The sequence below is a fragment of the Yinghuangia aomiensis genome (assembly GCF_039542225.1).
Taxonomy (GTDB): domain Bacteria; phylum Actinomycetota; class Actinomycetes; order Streptomycetales; family Streptomycetaceae; genus Yinghuangia; species Yinghuangia aomiensis.
In genome coordinates, this window is record NZ_BAABHS010000020.1 from 123,934 (window position 1) to 141,937 (window position 18,004).

An 18,004-nucleotide genomic window follows, 5' to 3' on the forward strand; every position below is an offset into this window, starting at 1 on the left:
TCCCGGTCCGTGACACGGAGGGCTGCGGACGCGATGGCCGGCAAGGTGAGGGAACGTGGGCGGGGCACGTCCACACGGTACCGGGCGGGCCGGACGCTGCATGGGCCGAGCCCGCCGCCGTCCTGACGGACGGCGGCGGGCTCGGCGGGGTCGGCGGACCCGGTGGTGAAGAGGCTGGGCCGATCAGCCGCTGCGCAGAGCCGCGGTGGCCTCTTCGTCGATGCGCCACACGCCCTCGTGGTCCTTCACCACGGCGACGGCGTACAACTCCAGTGCGGCCTCGGCCGACACGTAATCGGCGCGCACGTCGGCCAAGACCCGCTCGGCGGGCCGCTCGTGCGGAGGTCCGAACCCCCCGCCGCCGCCGAGTTCCACCACGTGGCAGTCGCCGGCCGCAAGGTCCAAGGTCTGCACCTTGCCGTTGCCGAAGTGGACTTCACGGCCGTCGGCGCGTTCGACGCGGATGGCGTTGGGGGCCGCGTCGAGGCCGTCCGAGAGCCCCCACGGTCGTCCGACGGTCCGTTCGATCCACGAATCCAGCCGAGCGGCGGTGTGTACGCGGACCTTCATCCGGGTGCCCAGTCCGCCGCGGAAGGTGCCCGCACCACCGGAATCCCGGCGCAAGGCGTATTCCTCCACCGTGATCATGGGGTACTTCGCCTCCGTGACCTCCACCGGGGCGTTGTGGGTGTCCCCGTCGTTGATGCAGATGGTGGCGCTTTGGCCGTCGGCCCCGGACGTCGCTCCCCAGCCACCGCCCTGAGGCCCCCCGAGGTACTGGAAGAAGCGGCCGGTGCGTTCGTCGATTCCGTAAGTGTAGGTAAGTCCGAGGTCCGCGTAGTGGCCGGCGATGGTGTGGTCCGGCAGCGCCTCGGACAAGGCGCGGAACACACAGTCCACCACGGTCATGGGATAGGTCATCCACCATCGCATCGCGGCCGGCTTCCGCGCGCTGACCACGGTTCCGGGAGGCAGCACGATCTGCAGCGGGCGCAGTTCACCATCGTTGATGGGGTAGCCACCGGGCGATGTGAGGCACTTGAAAGCAACCTGGGCGGCCGAACGTCCGGCGGTCTCACCCGAGTTGTAGTAGCCGGCGACCTGCGGACTCATGGCGCTGAGGTCGATCGTCATGACGTCGTCGCGGACCGAGACCCGCACGCGGACCGGGACCCGTTCCCCGATGCGCACGCCGTCGTCGTCCATGAACGCTTCCGCGTGGTAGTCCCCGTCGGGGATCCGGCGGACGGCTTGCCGCGCCAATGCCTCACTGCGCCGGAAGAGATCTCGGATGCTCGCGCCGACGACGTCTCGCCCGTAGCGGCCGAGCAGTTCGAGCATGCGTGCTTCGCCCGTGCGGATGGCGGCGATCTGCGCGCGGAAATCGCCCATCGCCAGATCTTCGAACCGGACGTTGGTGGCGATGAGGCGGGTCAGTTCGTCGTCCTGGACCCCCCGTTTGAAGATCTTGACGATCGGGACCTGGAGCCCTTCCGAGTAGATGTCCGTCGTCGTCCCGCCGAGAACGCCGCCGACGTCGATCCAATGCGCCATTGAGGCGGCGAACGCGACCAGTTCGCCGTCGTGGAAGATCGGCAGCGTGAAGATCATGTGGTTGAGATGACTGCCCATGATGTACGCGTCGTTCGTGAGCAGGATGTCCCCCGGCTCGATCCCGTCGCGTCCATAGAAAGCCAGCTTCGCCTTGATCGCGTCGGAAAGGCCTCCGACGAACATGGGCAGGCCCAACCCGACCGAGATGGTGTCCCCGTTGGCGTCGAACAGCCCGACGGTGAAGTCCTGGGCCTCGTAGATGATCAGGTTGTACGCGGTACGCATCAGGTTGGTCTTCATCTCACCGGTGATGGAGACGAAGGCCGCGCGAATGATCTCCGCAGTGATGGGGTCGATCTCGGATGCTGTTTCGGCGGTGCCCTGGGCGGCGGTCGAGGGAATCGGCGGGTTGCTCACGGACGTGCTCCGATCTCCAGCAGCAGATTGCCGAATGCGTCCACTTCGAGCGCGTCCCCGGGCCGAAGGAGCGTCGTCGACGTGGGTTCCTCGATCGCCGCGGGTCCGGTGATCCGGTTGCCCGCCAACAGTTCGGCCCGTGCGTACACGGGGACGTCGAAGGCTTCTCCGCCGGGGGAGAACACCATCGGTCGTGAGCCGACGCGTGCCCTGGGCACGGGCGCCACTGCGCCCGACGGGAGCTTGGCCAGGTCGGGCTTTGCGAGCTTTCCCACAGCAGAGACCCTGAGGCTGACAATCTGCGCCGACTCCGCGGGCGCGCTGTGGCTGTAGCGCTGCTCGTGCGCGCTGTCGAAGGCCCGCTTCAAGTCGTCGAGGCCCGAGGAATCCCAGAGCAAAGCCGGCGCGGGCACCGTGACCGTGTGCTCCTGGCCGATGTAGCGCATGTCGGCCGCACGGACGAACTCGACGCCCGAGAACCGGACGCCTCCCTCGCCGAGCCGTTGCGCGCATTCGGCCTGGAGTTTCGTGAAGGCGGCTTCGACGACGTCCGCGGACGTTTCGTCCAAGGTGATCACCCCGCTTTGCACGACGTCGAGGCGGGCGTCGGCCATGAGCATGCCCATGGCGGAGAACAGTGCCGGAGCCGGCGGAATCACCACCCTGCGGATCGACAGTTCGCGGGCGATCAGCGAGATGTGCAGCGGTCCGTTGCCGCCATACGCAAACAACGTGAAGTCCCGGGGATCCAGGCCACGTTCGGTGGTCACCGCACGCACCGAGTTGGCCATCGCAGCCGCTCCGATGGCGATGATCCCCGCGGCCGCCGCACGTGCGTCGAGGCCCAATCGTGCGGCGAGGCCGGCGACAGCGGACAACGCGGCTTCACCGTCGATGTGGAGCTCGCCGGCCAGGCGGCCCGTGGGGGCCATGTGGCCGAGGACGACGGCGGCGTCAGTGATCGTCGCGGCGGAGCCCCCGCGGCCGTAACACGCGGGACCCGGATCCGCGCCAGCGCTCTCCGGCCCGACATGGATGCCGTCCGCGGCGTCGAGCCATGCGATGCTTCCGCCGCCGGTCCCGACCTCGACGATGTCCAGGCAGGGGATTCGCAGCGGGAGACCGGTGCGATATCCGCCCAGGAAGTAGTCGCTGGCCACGGGGAACGTCAGATCGCGAATGACCGCGGACTTGGCGGTCGTCCCGCCCATGTCGAAGGCGATGGCTTCGCGCATCCCCAAGGCCTCGCAGAGCGCGATGGTGCCCACGACGCCCCCCGCGGGCCCGGACTCCAGCATCTGCACGCACTGGGTCGAGGCCGTCACGACGTCTGAGACGCCGCCGTTGGACTGCATCACCGCGAGCGTCCCCTCGGCGCCGGCGTTCGAAAGCCGCCGATCGAGCCGGCTCAGGTAGTCGCTGACGAGCGGGCCCACGAACGCGTTCGCGACGACGGTCGACGTCCTCTCGAACTCGCGGTACTCGCGGCTGATCTCGTGGGACAGCGTGACGTAGCACCCGGGGAGTTCGGAACGCAGGATCTCGCCGACCCGTGCCTCGTGGACGGGGTTGCGGTAGGCGTGGAGGAACGCCACCGCCACAGCGTCGACACCGAGCCGGGACAGCTGCCGGGCGACCACGCGCGTCGCGTCCTCGTCCAGCGACGTGGCGACCGATCCGTCGGCGCGCATCCGTTCCGGCACTTCGAAGATCATGTCCCGGGGAATCAGCGGCTGGTGCTTCGTGAATGCGAGGTTGAAGGCGTCCGGCCGGTTGATCCGCCCGATCTCGTATACGTCGCGAAAGCCCGAGGTGGTGAGCAGCGCGGTCCGGGCCCCCTTGCGCTCGATCAGGGCATTGACCACGACGGTGCTGCCGTGGATCACGAACGCGAGTTCTTCGGGCGTGAGCCCCGTGGCGGCCAGGCCTCCGAAGACTCCGTCGATCAGGTCCTGCGGCGTACTGAGGGTCTTTCCCAGCAGGAGTCGGCCGCTGCTGTCGTCGTACGCCACGACATCAGTGAAAGTGCCCCCGATGTCAACGGCGGCTCGGATCGGCATGAAACCACTCCTGTCAATCGGCGTTGGGGGGGAGGACTCAGCCGCACCGATGTGCGGCAAGGAAGGAACGCAGCCGGCGTTCCCAATGCTCTTGGGCGATCCGGCGGGCGTGTTCGGGGCCGTCGGGCAGGTCGGGATTTACCGCGGCGGCCGTCCGGAGGTCGATCGAGGCCAAGTGCGGATCGGGCGAACGATGCTCGAGCACAACGACCATGCCGAGTCTCGCAAGTTCGGCGAGGGCGCCGTCGAATCGACCGGCATCGATACCGGACTGGCGGGCGAGAGCCGCGAGTTCCGGAACGGACAACACATTGCCCGGGGCCGCGCGGAGGCCGCCTGCGAGGAGGTCGCGCGCCGAGGCGTCGGCTGGTGCGGTCACTGCGTCCGTCTCCGGAAACGCTCCGCGGAGTGGGGCATCACTCGGACTCCTCTCGTCGACGACGATCTCAGTCCCTGAATGGATCCCATGATTACACCGATGTTTCTTACCTGGCTAGAGTTGTATCCAATATGTCACAAGTGGCATCCAATCTGGCGCTACGCCGGAGGCTGCCGACCGGAAGGAGGCAGGGGCGCCGAAACCAGACATCTTGGATCCAAGGTGGTCGGTCCTGTGTACGCTGGGAAGAAACGATGTGTGACCATGATCCGGCAGAAGAACAGGTGGTAATCGTGAGCCTTGCCTCGAAGCCGTCCTCGCAAGGCGCATCCGACCCCGAGATCTCCGGCAACGGGACGAAGACCGTACACGACATCCTGCGCAAGCTCGTCCTCGACGGGACGCTCGCCCCCGGCAGCGAGATCACCCAACTCGACCTGAGCCGCCGCCTGTCGGTGAGTCGAACCCCGCTGCGCGAGGCGCTGCGGTTGCTTGAGCGCGAAGGGCTCGTCGTCAGCGCCGGCCCGCATCGGTCGGTCCGGATCAGTTCGCTGAGCATGCGCGATCTCGACGACCTCTACGCCCTGCGGGTCATGGGCGAGGGCCTGGCCACCTGGCTCACTGTCCCCATGCTGCGCCGGGAGGACTTCGAGCAACTCGACGCGGATGTCGAGCGGATCGCGAACCGGGATGCGGAGGCTCACGAGCGCTTCCACGCGTGTCTGCGCCAGGGGGCCAGCGGCCGACTCCGCGAGCAGATGGCGCAGCTCTTCGACCATGCCGAGCGCTACCAGCGGGTTCTGCTGCGGCAGGAAATCGACGACGAGGCGATGGAGGCCAAAGTCGATGAGCACCGTCGGATTGTGGAGGCATGCAAGGCACGCGACCGGGAGCGCGCCCGCGAGCTGATGGTGGACCACATCGCCTCCACGGCGATCGCCCTCATGACGGCGGAGCGGCATGCGCCCTTCGTCCTTCCTGAAGCCGTCGCCATGGCGAAGGCCGGCGGCGGATTCGTACCTTCGGCCTAGCCGGAGGGCGCGACGCCCGGGCCGGACCTCACCTGGGCGCTCGGCTTGAGCGCGTCCATGACCAGTCCGAAGAGCCGCTCGCGACGGTCGGCCAGGGGCGGTGCCTGTTCGGAGACCCAGCCCACCGCGTTGATCAGAGCAAACAGGTCCGTTCCGTCGATGTCCGGCCGGATGTCGCCGACGGCTTGAGCGCGTTCGAGCAGGCGGGCCGCGGCTTCGCGCATGGCCAGGCATGATGTGTGCAACGGCGACTCCGCGTCCGCGAGAGTCGCCAGCATCGACGCCGGCAGGCCGCGGAACGCGGTCGAGCCGCGGGTGAGGTCGCGCAGCCACTCCGTCAGTGCTTCTCCGGCATCACGGCGATGGGCCAGCGTGTCGGCGTCCGCGGCAAGGCGGTCGAAGCCCTGTCTCAGCAGGGCCTCCAGCAGTGCGTCCCGGGTCGGGAAGTGCCGGTACAGCGTACCCAGCCCGACACCTGCGCGGCGCGCGATGTCGCGCAGGGAGGCCTGCGTGCCCTGCTCGTCCACGACGGTGCGGGCCACGGCCAGGATGCGTTCGTAATTGCGTTGCGCGTCGGCGCGTTGCCCGCGAGGCGGGTCCACCGGGGACGTGTGCGAATCGGCCATTGCGAAACTCCTCGCCGCTTGACATCCGGAGCAGTGCTCCGAATAACATCCGGAGCACTGCTCCGCACGCTATCCGGAGCGGTGCTCCGACGATACCCGTGCCCCGCGCCGCGTGGGGGCGAGCATCTGCGACGACGAGGAGAACCTGTGTCGACACCGATGATGAAAGCCGTGCGCGTCCACACCTTCGGCGACCCCGACGTGTTGACCTACGAGGATCTCCCGCGCCCCGAGCCCGGCCCCGACGAAGTCCTCGTCCGCGTCCACGCCGCCGGTCTCAACCCGCCGGACTGGTACGCGCGCCGAGGCTTCGCCAACATTCCCGAACCCCTCCGCCCCGTCGTTGCGCTGCCGTTCACCCCGGGCTCCGACATCTCCGGCGTCGTTGCCGCGGTCGGCCGGGGGGTCACCGAATGGCGGCCCGGCGACGAGGTGTTCGGCCTCATCCGCTTCCCACCGCTCGATCACGGGGGCATGGGATACGCGGAATACACCACCGCGCCTGCCGCGGACCTGGCACGCAAGCCCGCATCCATCGACCACATCCATGCCGCCGCCGTGCCCATGGCCGGACTCACGGCCTACCAATTCCTCTTCGACCACATCCGGCTGCAGAGCGGCAGGATCGTGCTGGTCAACGGCGCCGGCGGGGGAGTGGGGCACTTCCTCGTCCAACTTGCCAAGGTCCGTGACGCTCATGTCGTGGCCGTCGCCTCCGGACGCCATGAGGCCTTCCTCCGCATGCTCGGGGCCGACGAGTTCGTCGACTACACCACCACGCCGTTCGACACCCTGACGGCCGACGTCGACCACCTCGTCGATACGGTCGGGGGTCCGCACGGCGATCGCTTTCCGCTCGTCGTCAAGGACGGCGGCACGATCAGCCATGTCTTCATCGCCGAGTACGACCGCGGTCCCGCCGTGAAACGCGGAATCACCTTCCCCTCCGGCCAGGTCCACTCCGACGGGGGCCAGCTGGGTGAACTGGCCCGGCTCATCGATCAGGGCCGTGTCCGGGTGGGCATCGACAGCGTCTTCGCACTGCCCGATGCGGCCAAGGCGCACGAGCGAGCGGAGCAGGGCCACATCCGAGGAAAGATCGTCCTGAGTGTCACGCCGGACCAGGAGTAATGATCCGCAGGCTGGATTGCGCGGCTGATCGGACGTCCGACGCCGCGGTGCTCGACCGGGAGCCGGCCCGACGGGGCCGGCTCCTTTCGTCTTGACGCCCTCGGGTGGCACTCCTATCGTTTGGGTACGCTGTACGCCTATGGGTGATCAGCCTTGCCTCCACGGATTCTGCCGGTGAGCCCCTCGGCCTCGGCAGGCACACGAGCGAGGGTTTCTATGAACGGACGTCTGCGAACGCCGCGGCCCGAACCCCGCCGATTCGCACCGGATCTACTCCACTCGCAATCCGATGGCCTCCGCACGGTCGGTGGTTCCCGGTGAAGCGCGCGGAGTACGGAGCCGAGCACGAGTTGTTTCGTCACATGGTCGGTGCCTTCCTCGCAAAGGAGGTCGTCCCTCGATATTCGGACTTCGTACGGTCCGGCATCGTCGACCGCAGTGTCTTTCGCGAGGCGGGCGCACTCGGTCTCCTCGCCATGATGGCCCCCGAGGAGTACGGAGGGGACGGCGTCGACGACTTCCGGTTCAGCGTTGTGCTGCAGCAGGAAGCCGCCCGGGCGTGGGTCGCTCCCGCAGTGCTGGGGATGTCTCTCCAGGCCGACATCTGCCTGCCGTACTTTCTGGAATGCGCGAACGCCGAACAACGCGCCCGATGGCTTCCGCGGATCGCCTCAGGCGAAGCGGTCACCGCGATTGCGATGACCGAGCCCGGGGCCGGCTCCGATCTGGCCGGCATCCGGACCAAGGCGGTCCGGGACGGCGACACGTACATCGTCGACGGTGCCAAGACGTTCATCACCAACGGAGTGAACGCGGATCTTGTCATCACCGTGGTCCGCACCGGGCCGCACCCGCACCGCGGTCTGAGCCTGCTGGTTGTGGAGCGCGACACTCCGGGCTTCCGGAGGGGGACGCCGCTGCACAAGGTCGGAATGCACGCTCAGGACACCGCCGAGCTGTTCTTCACCGATGCCCGAGTTCCAGCCGCGAACCTCCTGGGTGCGGAAGGCGCGGGCTTCGCGGCGTTGGTGCGCAACCTGCCGCGGGAACGTCTGTCGATAGCGGCGGCCGGACTAGCCCAGGCCGCCGCGGTGCTCGACCGGACACTCGCCTTCGTTCGAGAGCGCCAAGCCTTCGGCGGGCCACTGATCGATCTTCAGTCCGTTCGATTCCGGTTGGCGGAACTGGTCACCGAAGTGGACGTGGCCCAGGCGTTCCTCGACCGTTGCGTCGACGAACTCAACGCCGGACGGCTGACACCGGTCGATGCGGCCAAGGCCAAGTGGTGGTGCACCGAGTTGCAGGGCCGTGTCGTCGATTCCTGTGTCCAACTCCACGGCGGCATGGGATACATGCTGGAGAACCCCGTGGCCCAGGCCTGGATCGACGGCCGCGTCTCGCGCATCTACGCCGGAACCACCGAGATCATGAAGGAAATCATCGGTCGTTCTCTGGTCCGCTGACGGCCCTCGATCGCGTAGTCCAAGCACCTCATTGCATGCGAGGGGACCATATTCATGTCAAGTAAAGCAGGGGGAAGTCGACTTGAGGTCGGGGCTCGCGTGCGCGAGTTCTCGTCGACCTCGGCGCTGGGGAAGTCCGTACCGGTGCCTGATCCGGACCGGTTGACGCACATTCAGTTCCGGCGTTTCGCCGGCTGTCCGATCTGTCATCTTCATTTGCGCTCCTTTGTACGTCGGCACGACGAAGTCGTGGCTGCCGGCATCCACGAGGTCGTGGTCTTCCATACATCTGCGGAGGAACTCCTCAAACACACTGCGGACTTGCCCTTCACTGTCATCGGCGATCCGCACAAGAAGCTCTACCGGCAATTCGGGGTGGAAGCCGGCGCACGCGCACTGCTGAACCCCCGGGCCTGGTGGCCCATGGTCCACGGCATCGCGGTCAGCGCGGGCAAGTTGCTCCGGAGGCGTGGCGCCGTGCCCTCCCTGAACCCTGAAGGCGGACGCTACGGCCTCCCGGCGGATTTCCTCATCGATCAGACCGGGACGATCGTCGCGTGCTACTACGGCACGCATTCGAGCGACCAGTGGTCGGTCGACGAGCTGCTCGGTTTCGCGGGCTCCGTCGCCCGGCGACCGTCGACGGCGGAGTAGGCCGACGTGGACGACAATTGGACTGCCGACGGCCTGTGGCCGTTTCGACCGCAATGGTTCGACACCCCTGACGGCCGACTTCACTATGTGGACGAGGGTGACCCCGCAGCACCCGCTGTTGTGCTCATCCATGGGAATCCGACGTGGGGGTTCGTCTACCGTGCGTTCATCCCGCCGCTCGTGGAAGCCGGATTCCGTGTCGTAGTCCCGGACTTCCTCGGATTCGGGCGATCCGACAAACCGGGCGATGCCGCCCTCTACCGGACCGAGAACCACGTTCGCCGCCTGAGCGCGTTGCTCGACTCGTTGGATCTGCACGATGTCACGGTCGTCCCCCAGGACTGGGGCGGGCTCGGGCTCGCGTGGGCGGTCGCGCATCCGGAGCGCGTGTCGGGGCTGTTCATCCTCAATACGACGGTCCACAACCCCGAGCTGTTCCGGATTCCGACGCCCCTGAAGCTCTTCCGCACCCCCCTGCTCGGTGAACTGCTGGTCAAGGGCATGGCTTTCATGCACCGGATGTTCTTGTTCAAGGTCGGCACTGTGCACCCGGAACGGTTCACGCCCGCGGTTCGCCGTGCGTACTTGGCGCCGCATCCCACATGGTCGAGCAGGGCGGGCGTGCTCGCGTTCCCACGGGAAATCCCGACCGGGCCGGTCGGACCCATAGCCGGGTTCCTCACCGATCTGGAGGCCGGACTCCGACGCGAGTTCCGCGGACGCCGGGTGTGGATCGTCTGGCCCATGAACGACGTGTCGTTCACGCCGGAGATGCTCGAGACCCAGTGGCAGGGAACCTTCCCCGACGCCACGGTGATCCGGCTCGCGGACGCAGGGCACTTCATGCAGGAAGACGCCCATGAGCGCATCGTCCCCGAGTTGTTGCGGTTCCTTGCCCGGGAGGACCGGGACTGAGACGTCCCCATGAGGCGGCGGCACCTCCTCGGGCGGTGCCGCCGCCGACCCCGTAGTGACCGCAGGTGATCCTGGCTCCGTAGCATCAATGGATCAGTATTCCTCGCTCTTGTATCCAATCAAGAGAGAATGGTATACAGAAAGCCTCAGTCGTTTAGTGGGCCCCGCGGGGGGATTGGCCACCGCAGAGGGGAACTTCCGTGAAATTCGATCGGCATGCCGAGACGAGCGTCTTCGAGGACGCGTCATGAACGACAATGCGACGACGGCCGGCGATTCGCCGCGGGAGCGCGAAGCCGTGCTGACCATTTCGGGGGTCTCCAAACACCACGGGCCGACGGCTGCCTTGCGCGACGTGTCGCTGACCGTGCGGCGGGGCAGCGTGCACGGCCTCATCGGCGGGAACGGTGCGGGCAAGTCCAGTCTGGTCAAGATCCTGGCGGGGGTTTCGCAGGCGGACTCCGGCGGCTCGATCGAGGTCGACGGCCGACGCGTCGACGCCGATCGGATCAGCAGCGGGTGGTCCGCTGCCGCGGGCCTGCGCTTCGTCCATCAGGACCTGGGCGTTTTCGACGACATGACGCTGGCCGAAAACCTGGCGATCGCCCGCGGTTACGACCACCCGGGGGTGCGTCCCATCCGGTGGCGGGATATCCGATCGCGCGTCGTGCCGGTACTCGAGCGGTTCGGAGTCACCGCGCATCCGGATCGGTCGCTCGGAGATCTCAGTGCACCGGACCGCACCCTGGTGGCGATCGCCCGCGCCTTGCAGGAGGAGGAACAGTCGGGCAAGGTCCTGGTCCTGGACGAGCCGACCGCGTGCCTGCCCGCGGCCGAGGCCGACCGCCTTCTTGCCACGGTGCGGCGCCTCGCCGACGACGACGGCTACGCGATTGTGCTGATCTCCCATCGACTGGACGAGGTTGCCCGAACCGCCGACACGGTCTCCGTTCTCCGGGACGGTGCCCTGGTCCGCACGCTCGGAGGCGGCGAGATCACCGAGCCGGCGATGGTCGGACTCCTCGCAGGTGCGTCGGGCGAAGCCTCGTCCCCGGAACCGTACTCGGCAGCCGATCGTGCGGACACCCCGGTGCTCCGGGTCGACGGACTGTGCGGCGGACAGCTCTCGGACGTCTCCTTCGACGTCATGCCCGGCGAGGTCCTGGGCATCGCCGGGCTGCTCGGAAGCGGTCGTTCACGCCTGCTGCGATCGCTGTACGGCCTTGCCCCTCTCACCGCTGGAGAGATTCACGTGGACGGGCGACCGGTCCGCATCGACGGGGTCCCCGCGGCGATCAGGGCGGGCTTCGCCTATGTCCCCGAGGACCGGGCGGGTGAGGGCGTGTTCGCCGACATGCCGCTCGGCGACAACCTCACGGCCAACCGGCTCAACCGTTACTGGGCCTGGCCGGCGGTGAAAGGCCGTGCGGAAGCGCGGGATGTCGCCCGCATGATCTCGCGCTATGTGATCCGGGCGCGGAGCGGGGCGCAGCCGATGGGCACCCTGTCCGGAGGCAACCAGCAGAAGGCCGTGATGGCACATGCCTTGGAGGGCGCGCCGCGGGTACTCCTGCTCGACGAGCCCAGTCAGGGCGTGGACGTCTCCGCCCGTGCCGAGATCCACCGGATCGTCCGCACCGCTGTGGATGCCGGTGCCGCGGCGATCGTCGTCAGCTCCGACTTCGAAGAACTGTCCGCGATCAGCGATCGGGTGCTGGCCCTGAACAAGGGCCGGGTGACGGGCGAACTCGGCCCCGGCGACATCGCTGCGGCCAGACTTCACCAACTCGCCTTCCGATCGGTCAAGGAGGAGAAGGTATGACCACCGAAGTCACCCTGGTCGACGAGGGACGCACCGCGGACGTGCAGCCGCCGGACGCCGGAGTCCCGTCACGGCGCCGCGTGTCCCTCTTCCTGGAGCGCTACTCTCTCCTTCTGCTGACGGCCGCCATCATTGTGTTCTTCTGCCTCGACCCGGCGACCTCGTCGACGTTCCCCGCGGCGCGCAACATCAAGAACGTTCTGGGCGACGAGTCCGTCCTGATCGTCGTGACGCTGGCCGTGCTGTTTCCGCTCATCTGCGGAGAGTTCGACTTCTCCGTCGGTGCCACCGCGACCGCCTCGCAGATCGCCGTCGCCTCGGCGTCGGCCGAGCACAGCCTCGGGGTCCCCTTGTCGGTGGTGATCGGCGTGGGCGTCGGGGTGGCCGTGGGAGCCGTCAACACCATCCTGGTGACGAGGGTCGGAATAAGCGGCATCATCGCGACACTCGGCGTCGGCACGCTCCTCGCCGGACTCGTCATGCTGTACACCGACGGAAGGGCGATTGTCGGCGGGATACCCACCAGCATCACCGACTTCGGTGCGAACGATGTCCTCGGTGTTCCGGCGATCACCATCTGCACTGTCGGGTTCGGGATGCTGGTTCTCTACGCTCTGACCTTCACGCCTTCCGGGCGCTACTTGTACGCCGTGGGGTCGAATCGCAAAGCCGCGCGTCTGGTGGGGCTGAAGGTCGAACGCCTCATCGGCGGATCATTCATGCTCTCCGGGACGTTGGCCGGTGTCGCCGGCGTGCTTCTGGTCGCCCGCAACGGTGTGGGGGATCCGCAGATCGGCGGCACCTCCCTGACCTTGGAGGCGCTGTCCGCCGCGTTCCTCGGCGCGACGGCGATTCGCCCGGGCCGCTTCAACGTCGTCGGGGCCGTCGTGGCAGTGTTCTTCATCGCCTTCAGCGTGTCGGGGCTCTCGTTGGCGGGCGCGAAGGGCTGGGTGAGCGATGTCTTCAACGGAACCGCGCTGATCGTGGCAGTGGCCGTCTCCACATACTTCGCGCGGCGTCGCATGCAGGCGTAGCGCACCGCGCGGACGAGGTCGACACACGATTCAAGGGACAATTGTTCGTTTTGAATGTATCCAAAATGGCCTTGATGGGATACACACTGGGAGGCGTGCATGCGGTACACGACCATTCGGACGGATTGGGGAACAACGGCTGGACGCGTCGACGGGGAGCACGTGGTGCACCTGCCGTTCGCCGATGTCGGGGACATGCTCGCGTCCGGACCCGATTGGCGCGCGCTGACGGACGTCGCGGACGACGGCTCGGCCGCCCGCACGGCGCTCGTGGAGGCCGACTTCGCCCCGCTGGTCCCGCGGCCCGAGAAGATCTTCTGCGTGGGGGCCAACTACGCGGACCACGCTCTCGAAGTAGGGCTCCCCCTACCGAAATACCCAGCGCTCTTCGCCAAGTTCAGCCGCAGCCTCATCGGTGCCCGCGACGACCTGGTGCTCCCACCGGAATCGAACGCCGTCGACTGGGAGGCCGAACTCGGCGTCGTGATCGGCCAAACCACCCGACGCGTCGACGAGGCACAAGCGGCCGAGGCGATCGCCGGCTACACGATCGTCAACGACGTGTCGATGCGCGACTGGCAGCTGCGCACCTCGCAGTTCCTGCAAGGCAAAACGTTCGAGGCGAGCACGCCGGTGGGGCCGTTCCTGGTGACACCCGACGAACTCGACCACCAGAGCGGCCTGAAGCTGGGCTGTTCCGTGGACGGGATAGTCATGCAGGAGGCGGTGACGAGCGACCTGGTCTTCTCCGTCGCACACATCATCGCGTACATCAGCCGCTTTGTGACTCTGGTGCCGGGAGACCTCATTGCCACGGGGACTCCGGCCGGCGTGGGCGGCGCCCGTCGTCCCCCGGTCTACCTCGGTGCCGGGCAGGTCCTGCGCACCTGGGTCGACGGACTGGGAGAGCAGGTCAACCGGTGCTTGCCGACACCCGAGGAGGCGTGACCGGTGCACGCCATCGAGTTCTTCGACCGCGGAGTGAACGTCAACCCGAACGGGGTCGCGTTCGTCGCGCATGACGGCACCGGCGCGTTGACCTACCGCGAGGCAGAGGCAATCACCCACCGGGTGGCCGCTGCGCTGCAGCGGGACGGCGTCGCGCCGGGGACTCCCGTCGGCGTTCTGAGCGCCAACAGCCCGCTGGTCATGCCCTGCATCCTCGGCGTCCTCCGTGCCGGATGCACCTGGGTCTCCCTCAACGCCCGGTCCGCAACCGGGGAACTGGGCGGCCTCCTCGACACCGTCGGCGCGCCGATTCTTCTGCACTCCGCGGAGCTGGCGGACGTCGCCGAACGGCTGTGCTCCGAAGTACCCGGCCTGCAGCGGCTCGTCACCATGGACGGGCCCGACGGCGGGCCGGCCGCGGGTGGCTGGCTGGCCCCCGAAGACAGCCGGGTGCCGCTCCCTCCGCACGACCCGGAAGCGGTCGCAGCGTACTTCGGAACCGGCGGCACGACGGGCGAACCCAAGGCGGTCGAAGTCACGCACCGATCGCTGGAGACCATGATCCACGCGTTCAACTGCCACATGCCCGAAACGGACCCCGTGCATCTGGTCGCTGCGCCGCTGACCCATGCGGCCGGCACCGCGGTGTTCCCCGTCCTCAGCGTGGGCGGCCGCAACGTCATCCATCCCGGAGTCGATGCGGGGGAGATCCTCCGCTCCATCGAACGCAACCGCGTGACCCGGCTGTTTCTGCCGCCCACCGCCATCTACGCACTGCTCGACCACCCCGAGGTCTTCCGCCGCGACACCTCGACACTGAGGTACTTCCTCTACGGTGCCGCGCCCATGTCGGTGAGCCGGCTCAAACAGGCGCTGCGCACGTTCGGACCCGTCATGGCGCAGTTCTACGGGCAAGTGGAGGTGCCCATGTTCTGCACCTTCTTCAGCCCGGCCGAGCACGTCGAGGCGATGGAAGAGCCGACCTTGGCGAGGCGCCTGGCGAGCTGCGGCCGCCCCTCCATGGTTGCCACCGTCGCGGTCATGGTGGACGGGAAGCCGGTCGACCGCGGTGAACGGGGCGAGATCGTCGTCCGCAGCTCGCTCCGGATGCGCGGCTACCACCGCGACCCCGTCCGCACGGCCGCCACCTTGCTGCCGGGCGGTTGGCACGCGACGGGCGATATCGGCTATCTCGACGACGACGGATACCTGTTCATCGTGGACCGCAAGCGCGACCTCATCATCTCCGGCGGATTCAACGTGTTCCCGGGTGAGGTGGAGCAAGTCCTCTGGGGCCACCACACGGTGGCCGACTGCGCTGTCGTGGGGCTGCCCGACAAGAAGTGGGGCGAACGCGTGACCGCATTCGTCGAACTCAAGGAAGGCGCCGAGGCGGACGCCGCGGCGCTGATCGACCTGTGCCGCGAGCGCTTGGGGAGCGTCAAAGCGCCCAAGGCTGTCGTTTTCCGGACGCTGCCTCGCTCGCCCGCGGGCAAGGTGCTCAAACGGACTCTCCGCGACGAGTTCTGGCAGGGGCGCGAGCGGCGCGTCTGAGCGCGTCCGTCCCGCACCGCAGATCGGAACAGACCGTGGCTTCGGAGGCAGGCATGGCAGGACCACTCGACGGACTCAAGATCATCGAACTGGCCGGTATCGGGCCCGGTCCCCACGCGGCCATGCTGCTTGCGGACCTGGGCGCCGACGTCGTGCGTGTCGAACGACCCCAGGACACCGGGCTCCGGGTGCTGCCCGAGGGAGCCACGGACTGGTCACTGCGCAACAGACGCGTGGTGTACGCGGACCTCAAGCAGGCATCCGACCTCGACGCCGTGCTGGACCTGACCGAGAGAGCGGACGTCCTCGTCGAAGGGTTCCGCCCCGGGGTGGCCGAAAGGCTCGGGATCGGGCCGGACACCTGCCTTGCCCGCAATAGACGTCTGATCTATGCCCGGATGACGGGATGGGGGCAGCACGGCCCCTGGGCGCGCACAGCAGGGCATGACATCAACTACCTGGCCGTCACCGGAATCCTGCACGCCATCGGTTCCGGCAAGGGGAAGCCGGTGGTCCCGCTCAACCTTCTCGGCGACTTCGGCGGGGGATCGCTCTACCTGGCGTTCGGCGTGCTCTGCGCGCTGCGGGAACGCGAACGGACCTGCGCCGGCCAGGTGGTCGATGCCGCCATCGTGGACGGTGCGACGTCGCTCGCCCAACTGGTCTGGACCATGCGCGCACACGGGGAATGGACGGACGACCGCGCGGCGAATCTGCTGGACGGTGCCGCGCCGTTTTACGACACGTACGTGTGTGCGGACGGCAAGTACGTGGCAGTAGGCGCGTTGGAGCCGCAGTTCTTCGCTCTCCTCCTCGATCGACTCGGCCTGGACGCAGGCACACTGCCGCGGCAGGACGACCGCACCGGATGGCCGGTCTTGCGAACCGCGCTGGCCCGGACGTTCGCGGGCAGAACCCGCGACGCGTGGGCGGCGGTCTTCGACGGGAGCGACGCATGCGTCACACCGGTGCTGACCTTCGGCGAAGCAGCGGCACACCCGCATCTCGCCGCACGTGAGGTCCACATCACGCTCGACGGAGTCGTCCAAGCCGCACCGGCACCACGTTTCTCGGCGACCACGAGCCCCTTCCCCGCTCCGCCGCACAGGGGTGAGGACATCGCGACTATCCGACGGCTATGGGACGGCGGCGCCCCGGACACCCTGGGCGCGTCCATGTGAACCTGCCCTTCCGAGGAGGAAAATGATGGCTCGACGCGCTCACATCATGGGTGTGGGGATGATTCCGTTCACCACGCCGCGGAAGAGCGAGACGTACGACGTCATGGGCGAACGCGCGGTGCGCGAGGCACTGCTCGACGCCGGTGTCGATTTCGCGCAGGTCCAGCAGGCCTATGTCGGCTACGTCTACGGGGATTCCACGTCCGGGCAAGCCGCCCTGTACCGCGTGGGCCGGACCGGCGTTCCGATCGTCAACGTCAACAACAACTGCTCCACCGGGTCCAGCGCGCTGTTCCTGGCCCGCCAAGCGGTGGCAAGCGGGGCCGCCGACTGCGTCCTGGCGTTGGGATTCGAGCAGATGCAACTGGGTGCGCTGACGATGCACTTTGCCGACCGGCCCAGTCCGCTGACCGGGCTTGAGGAAGCCACACGCGCGGTGCAAGGCACGTCGGATGCACCGTTCGCGGCTCAGTATTTCGGCGGCGCCGGCGCGGCATATGCGGCCGAGTACGGTCTGGCGCCGGATATGTTCGCCCGGATCGCCGTGAAAGCAAGACGGCATGCCGCGCACAATCCCTACGCGGTCTTCCGCGAGCCCGTAACCGTCGACGAAGTCCTGGCGTCGCCGCAGGTGTTCGGCCCACTGACGAGGCTGCAGTGCTGCCCGCCGACCTGCGGTGCCGCGGCTGTGGTCGTGGCCTCCGCGGACTTCGCTCGCAGGCACGGCACGGCCCGCAGCTCCGTAGTTGTCTCCGCCCAGTCCCTGACCACCGACTCCGCCTCCACTTTCGACAGCGGGGACATGCGCAAGGTGGTCGGCTACGACATGACCCGGGCTGCCGCGCGGCAGGTGTACGAGCAGGCCGGTGTCGCGCCCGAGGACATCCCCGTGGTCGAGCTGCACGACTGCTTCACGACCAACGAACTCCTGACCTACGAGGCGCTGGGGCTGACGCCGGAGGGCAGCGCCGAGAAGTTCATTGCGGACGGCGACAACACCTACGGCGGCCGTGTGGTCACGAATCCGTCCGGCGGCCTTCTGTCGAAGGGACACCCGTTGGGCGCAACCGGTGTCGCCCAATGCGCGGAACTCGTGTGGCAGCTACGTGGACACGCCGGCGGACGGCAAGTCGAGAACGCCAATGTGGCGCTCCAGCACAACATCGGTCTCGGGGGCGCGTGCGTGGTGACCCTGTACGAAAGGGTCAACTGACATGGCGGCGATGTGCGCCGCG

General features: G+C 67.8%; 15 protein-coding genes. 11 read left to right on the top strand and 4 right to left on the bottom strand.

Annotated elements, in window-relative coordinates:
* Nucleotides 1-183: 183 nt before the first annotated feature.
* The 3 genes from ABEA93_RS26380 to ABEA93_RS26390 are packed head-to-tail and all read right to left on the bottom strand — an operon-like array spanning nucleotide 184 to nucleotide 4,410.
* The gene (locus ABEA93_RS26380) at nucleotides 184-1,971 is read right to left on the bottom strand and encodes a hydantoinase B/oxoprolinase family protein (protein WP_345678268.1); all 1,788 of its coding nucleotides are present in this window, start codon (nucleotides 1,969-1,971) and stop codon (nucleotides 184-186) included.
* Nucleotides 1,968-4,031: a hydantoinase/oxoprolinase family protein gene (locus ABEA93_RS26385; RefSeq protein WP_345678269.1), complete on the bottom strand. Its 2,064-nt coding sequence runs from the start codon at nucleotides 4,029-4,031 to the stop codon at nucleotides 1,968-1,970. The genes ABEA93_RS26380 and ABEA93_RS26385 overlap by 4 nt, the downstream gene beginning before the upstream one ends.
* A 37-nt stretch (nucleotides 4,032-4,068) precedes the next feature.
* Nucleotides 4,069-4,410 (bottom strand): hypothetical protein, encoded by a 342-nt coding sequence (locus ABEA93_RS26390; protein WP_345678270.1) that lies wholly within the window; start codon nucleotides 4,408-4,410, stop codon nucleotides 4,069-4,071.
* Between the two features lie 254 nt (nucleotides 4,411-4,664).
* Between ABEA93_RS26390 and ABEA93_RS26395 the strand changes: the two genes are divergently transcribed.
* On the top strand, nucleotides 4,665-5,441 hold the full coding sequence (locus tag ABEA93_RS26395; RefSeq protein ID WP_345678271.1) for a GntR family transcriptional regulator: 777 nt from the start codon (nucleotides 4,665-4,667) through the stop codon (nucleotides 5,439-5,441).
* On the opposite strand, the gene ABEA93_RS26400 is transcribed toward ABEA93_RS26395, so the two are convergent.
* Nucleotides 5,438-6,067, bottom strand: a complete 630-nt coding sequence (locus ABEA93_RS26400; RefSeq protein ID WP_345678272.1) for a TetR/AcrR family transcriptional regulator — start codon at nucleotides 6,065-6,067, stop codon at nucleotides 5,438-5,440. The genes ABEA93_RS26395 and ABEA93_RS26400 overlap by 4 nt on opposite strands.
* Before the next feature lie 147 nt (nucleotides 6,068-6,214).
* Between ABEA93_RS26400 and ABEA93_RS26405 the strand changes: the two genes are divergently transcribed.
* The 10 genes from ABEA93_RS26405 to ABEA93_RS26450 all read left to right on the top strand — a co-directional run bounded on the left by ABEA93_RS26405 (nucleotide 6,215) and on the right by ABEA93_RS26450 (nucleotide 17,982).
* A complete protein-coding gene (locus tag ABEA93_RS26405; protein WP_345678273.1) occupies nucleotides 6,215-7,198 on the top strand; it encodes an NADP-dependent oxidoreductase in 984 nt (327 codons plus the stop codon).
* Between the two features lie 317 nt (nucleotides 7,199-7,515).
* Nucleotides 7,516-8,661: an acyl-CoA dehydrogenase family protein gene (locus tag ABEA93_RS26410; protein ID WP_345678274.1), complete on the top strand. Its 1,146-nt coding sequence runs from the start codon at nucleotides 7,516-7,518 to the stop codon at nucleotides 8,659-8,661.
* A 99-nt stretch (nucleotides 8,662-8,760) separates the two neighbouring features.
* On the top strand, nucleotides 8,761-9,315 hold the full coding sequence (locus ABEA93_RS26415; RefSeq protein ID WP_345678275.1) for a peroxiredoxin-like family protein: 555 nt from the start codon (nucleotides 8,761-8,763) through the stop codon (nucleotides 9,313-9,315).
* Between the two features lie 87 nt (nucleotides 9,316-9,402).
* Nucleotides 9,403-10,230 carry an alpha/beta fold hydrolase gene (locus tag ABEA93_RS26420; RefSeq protein ID WP_345678276.1) on the top strand — a complete coding sequence of 276 codons (828 nt, stop codon included), beginning with the start codon at nucleotides 9,403-9,405 and terminating at the stop codon, nucleotides 10,228-10,230.
* 88 nt (nucleotides 10,231-10,318) lie between these two features.
* Nucleotides 10,319-12,052 (top strand): sugar ABC transporter ATP-binding protein, encoded by a 1,734-nt coding sequence (locus ABEA93_RS26425; RefSeq protein ID WP_345678277.1) that lies wholly within the window; start codon nucleotides 10,319-10,321, stop codon nucleotides 12,050-12,052.
* Entirely contained in the window at nucleotides 12,049-13,086 is a 1,038-nt protein-coding gene (locus ABEA93_RS26430) for an ABC transporter permease (RefSeq protein WP_345678278.1), read from the top strand. Before ABEA93_RS26425 ends, ABEA93_RS26430 begins: the two co-directional genes overlap by 4 nt.
* 99 nt (nucleotides 13,087-13,185) lie before the next feature.
* Nucleotides 13,186-14,034, top strand: coding sequence for a fumarylacetoacetate hydrolase family protein (locus ABEA93_RS26435; protein ID WP_345678279.1), 849 nt, complete (start codon nucleotides 13,186-13,188; stop codon nucleotides 14,032-14,034).
* A 3-nt stretch (nucleotides 14,035-14,037) separates the two neighbouring features.
* The gene (locus tag ABEA93_RS26440) at nucleotides 14,038-15,588 is read left to right on the top strand and encodes an AMP-binding protein (protein WP_345678280.1); all 1,551 of its coding nucleotides are present in this window, start codon (nucleotides 14,038-14,040) and stop codon (nucleotides 15,586-15,588) included.
* Between the two features lie 53 nt (nucleotides 15,589-15,641).
* Nucleotides 15,642-16,769: a CaiB/BaiF CoA transferase family protein gene (locus ABEA93_RS26445; protein WP_345678281.1), complete on the top strand. Its 1,128-nt coding sequence runs from the start codon at nucleotides 15,642-15,644 to the stop codon at nucleotides 16,767-16,769.
* Nucleotides 16,770-16,794: 25 nt separating this feature from the next.
* Nucleotides 16,795-17,982 carry a lipid-transfer protein gene (locus tag ABEA93_RS26450; RefSeq protein WP_345678282.1) on the top strand — a complete coding sequence of 396 codons (1,188 nt, stop codon included), beginning with the start codon at nucleotides 16,795-16,797 and terminating at the stop codon, nucleotides 17,980-17,982.
* Nucleotides 17,983-18,004: the final 22 nt, after the last annotated feature.

Bases quoted from the DNA above. Each gene is read 5' to 3' on its own strand.
- ABEA93_RS26385 (WP_345678269.1), bottom strand. From the start codon at position 4,031: ATGCCGATCCGAGCCGCCGTTGACATCGGGGGCACTTTCACTGATGTC.
- ABEA93_RS26395 (WP_345678271.1), top strand. From the start codon at position 4,665: ATGTGTGACCATGATCCGGCAGAAGAACAGGTGGTAATCGTGAGCCTT.
- ABEA93_RS26400 (WP_345678272.1), bottom strand. From the start codon at position 6,067: ATGGCCGATTCGCACACGTCCCCGGTGGACCCGCCTCGCGGGCAACGC.
- ABEA93_RS26425 (WP_345678277.1), top strand. From the start codon at position 10,319: ATGGATCAGTATTCCTCGCTCTTGTATCCAATCAAGAGAGAATGGTAT.
- ABEA93_RS26430 (WP_345678278.1), top strand. From the start codon at position 12,049: ATGACCACCGAAGTCACCCTGGTCGACGAGGGACGCACCGCGGACGTG.
- ABEA93_RS26435 (WP_345678279.1), top strand. From the start codon at position 13,186: ATGCGGTACACGACCATTCGGACGGATTGGGGAACAACGGCTGGACGC.
- ABEA93_RS26445 (WP_345678281.1), top strand. From the start codon at position 15,642: ATGGCAGGACCACTCGACGGACTCAAGATCATCGAACTGGCCGGTATC.
- ABEA93_RS26450 (WP_345678282.1), top strand. From the start codon at position 16,795: ATGGCTCGACGCGCTCACATCATGGGTGTGGGGATGATTCCGTTCACC.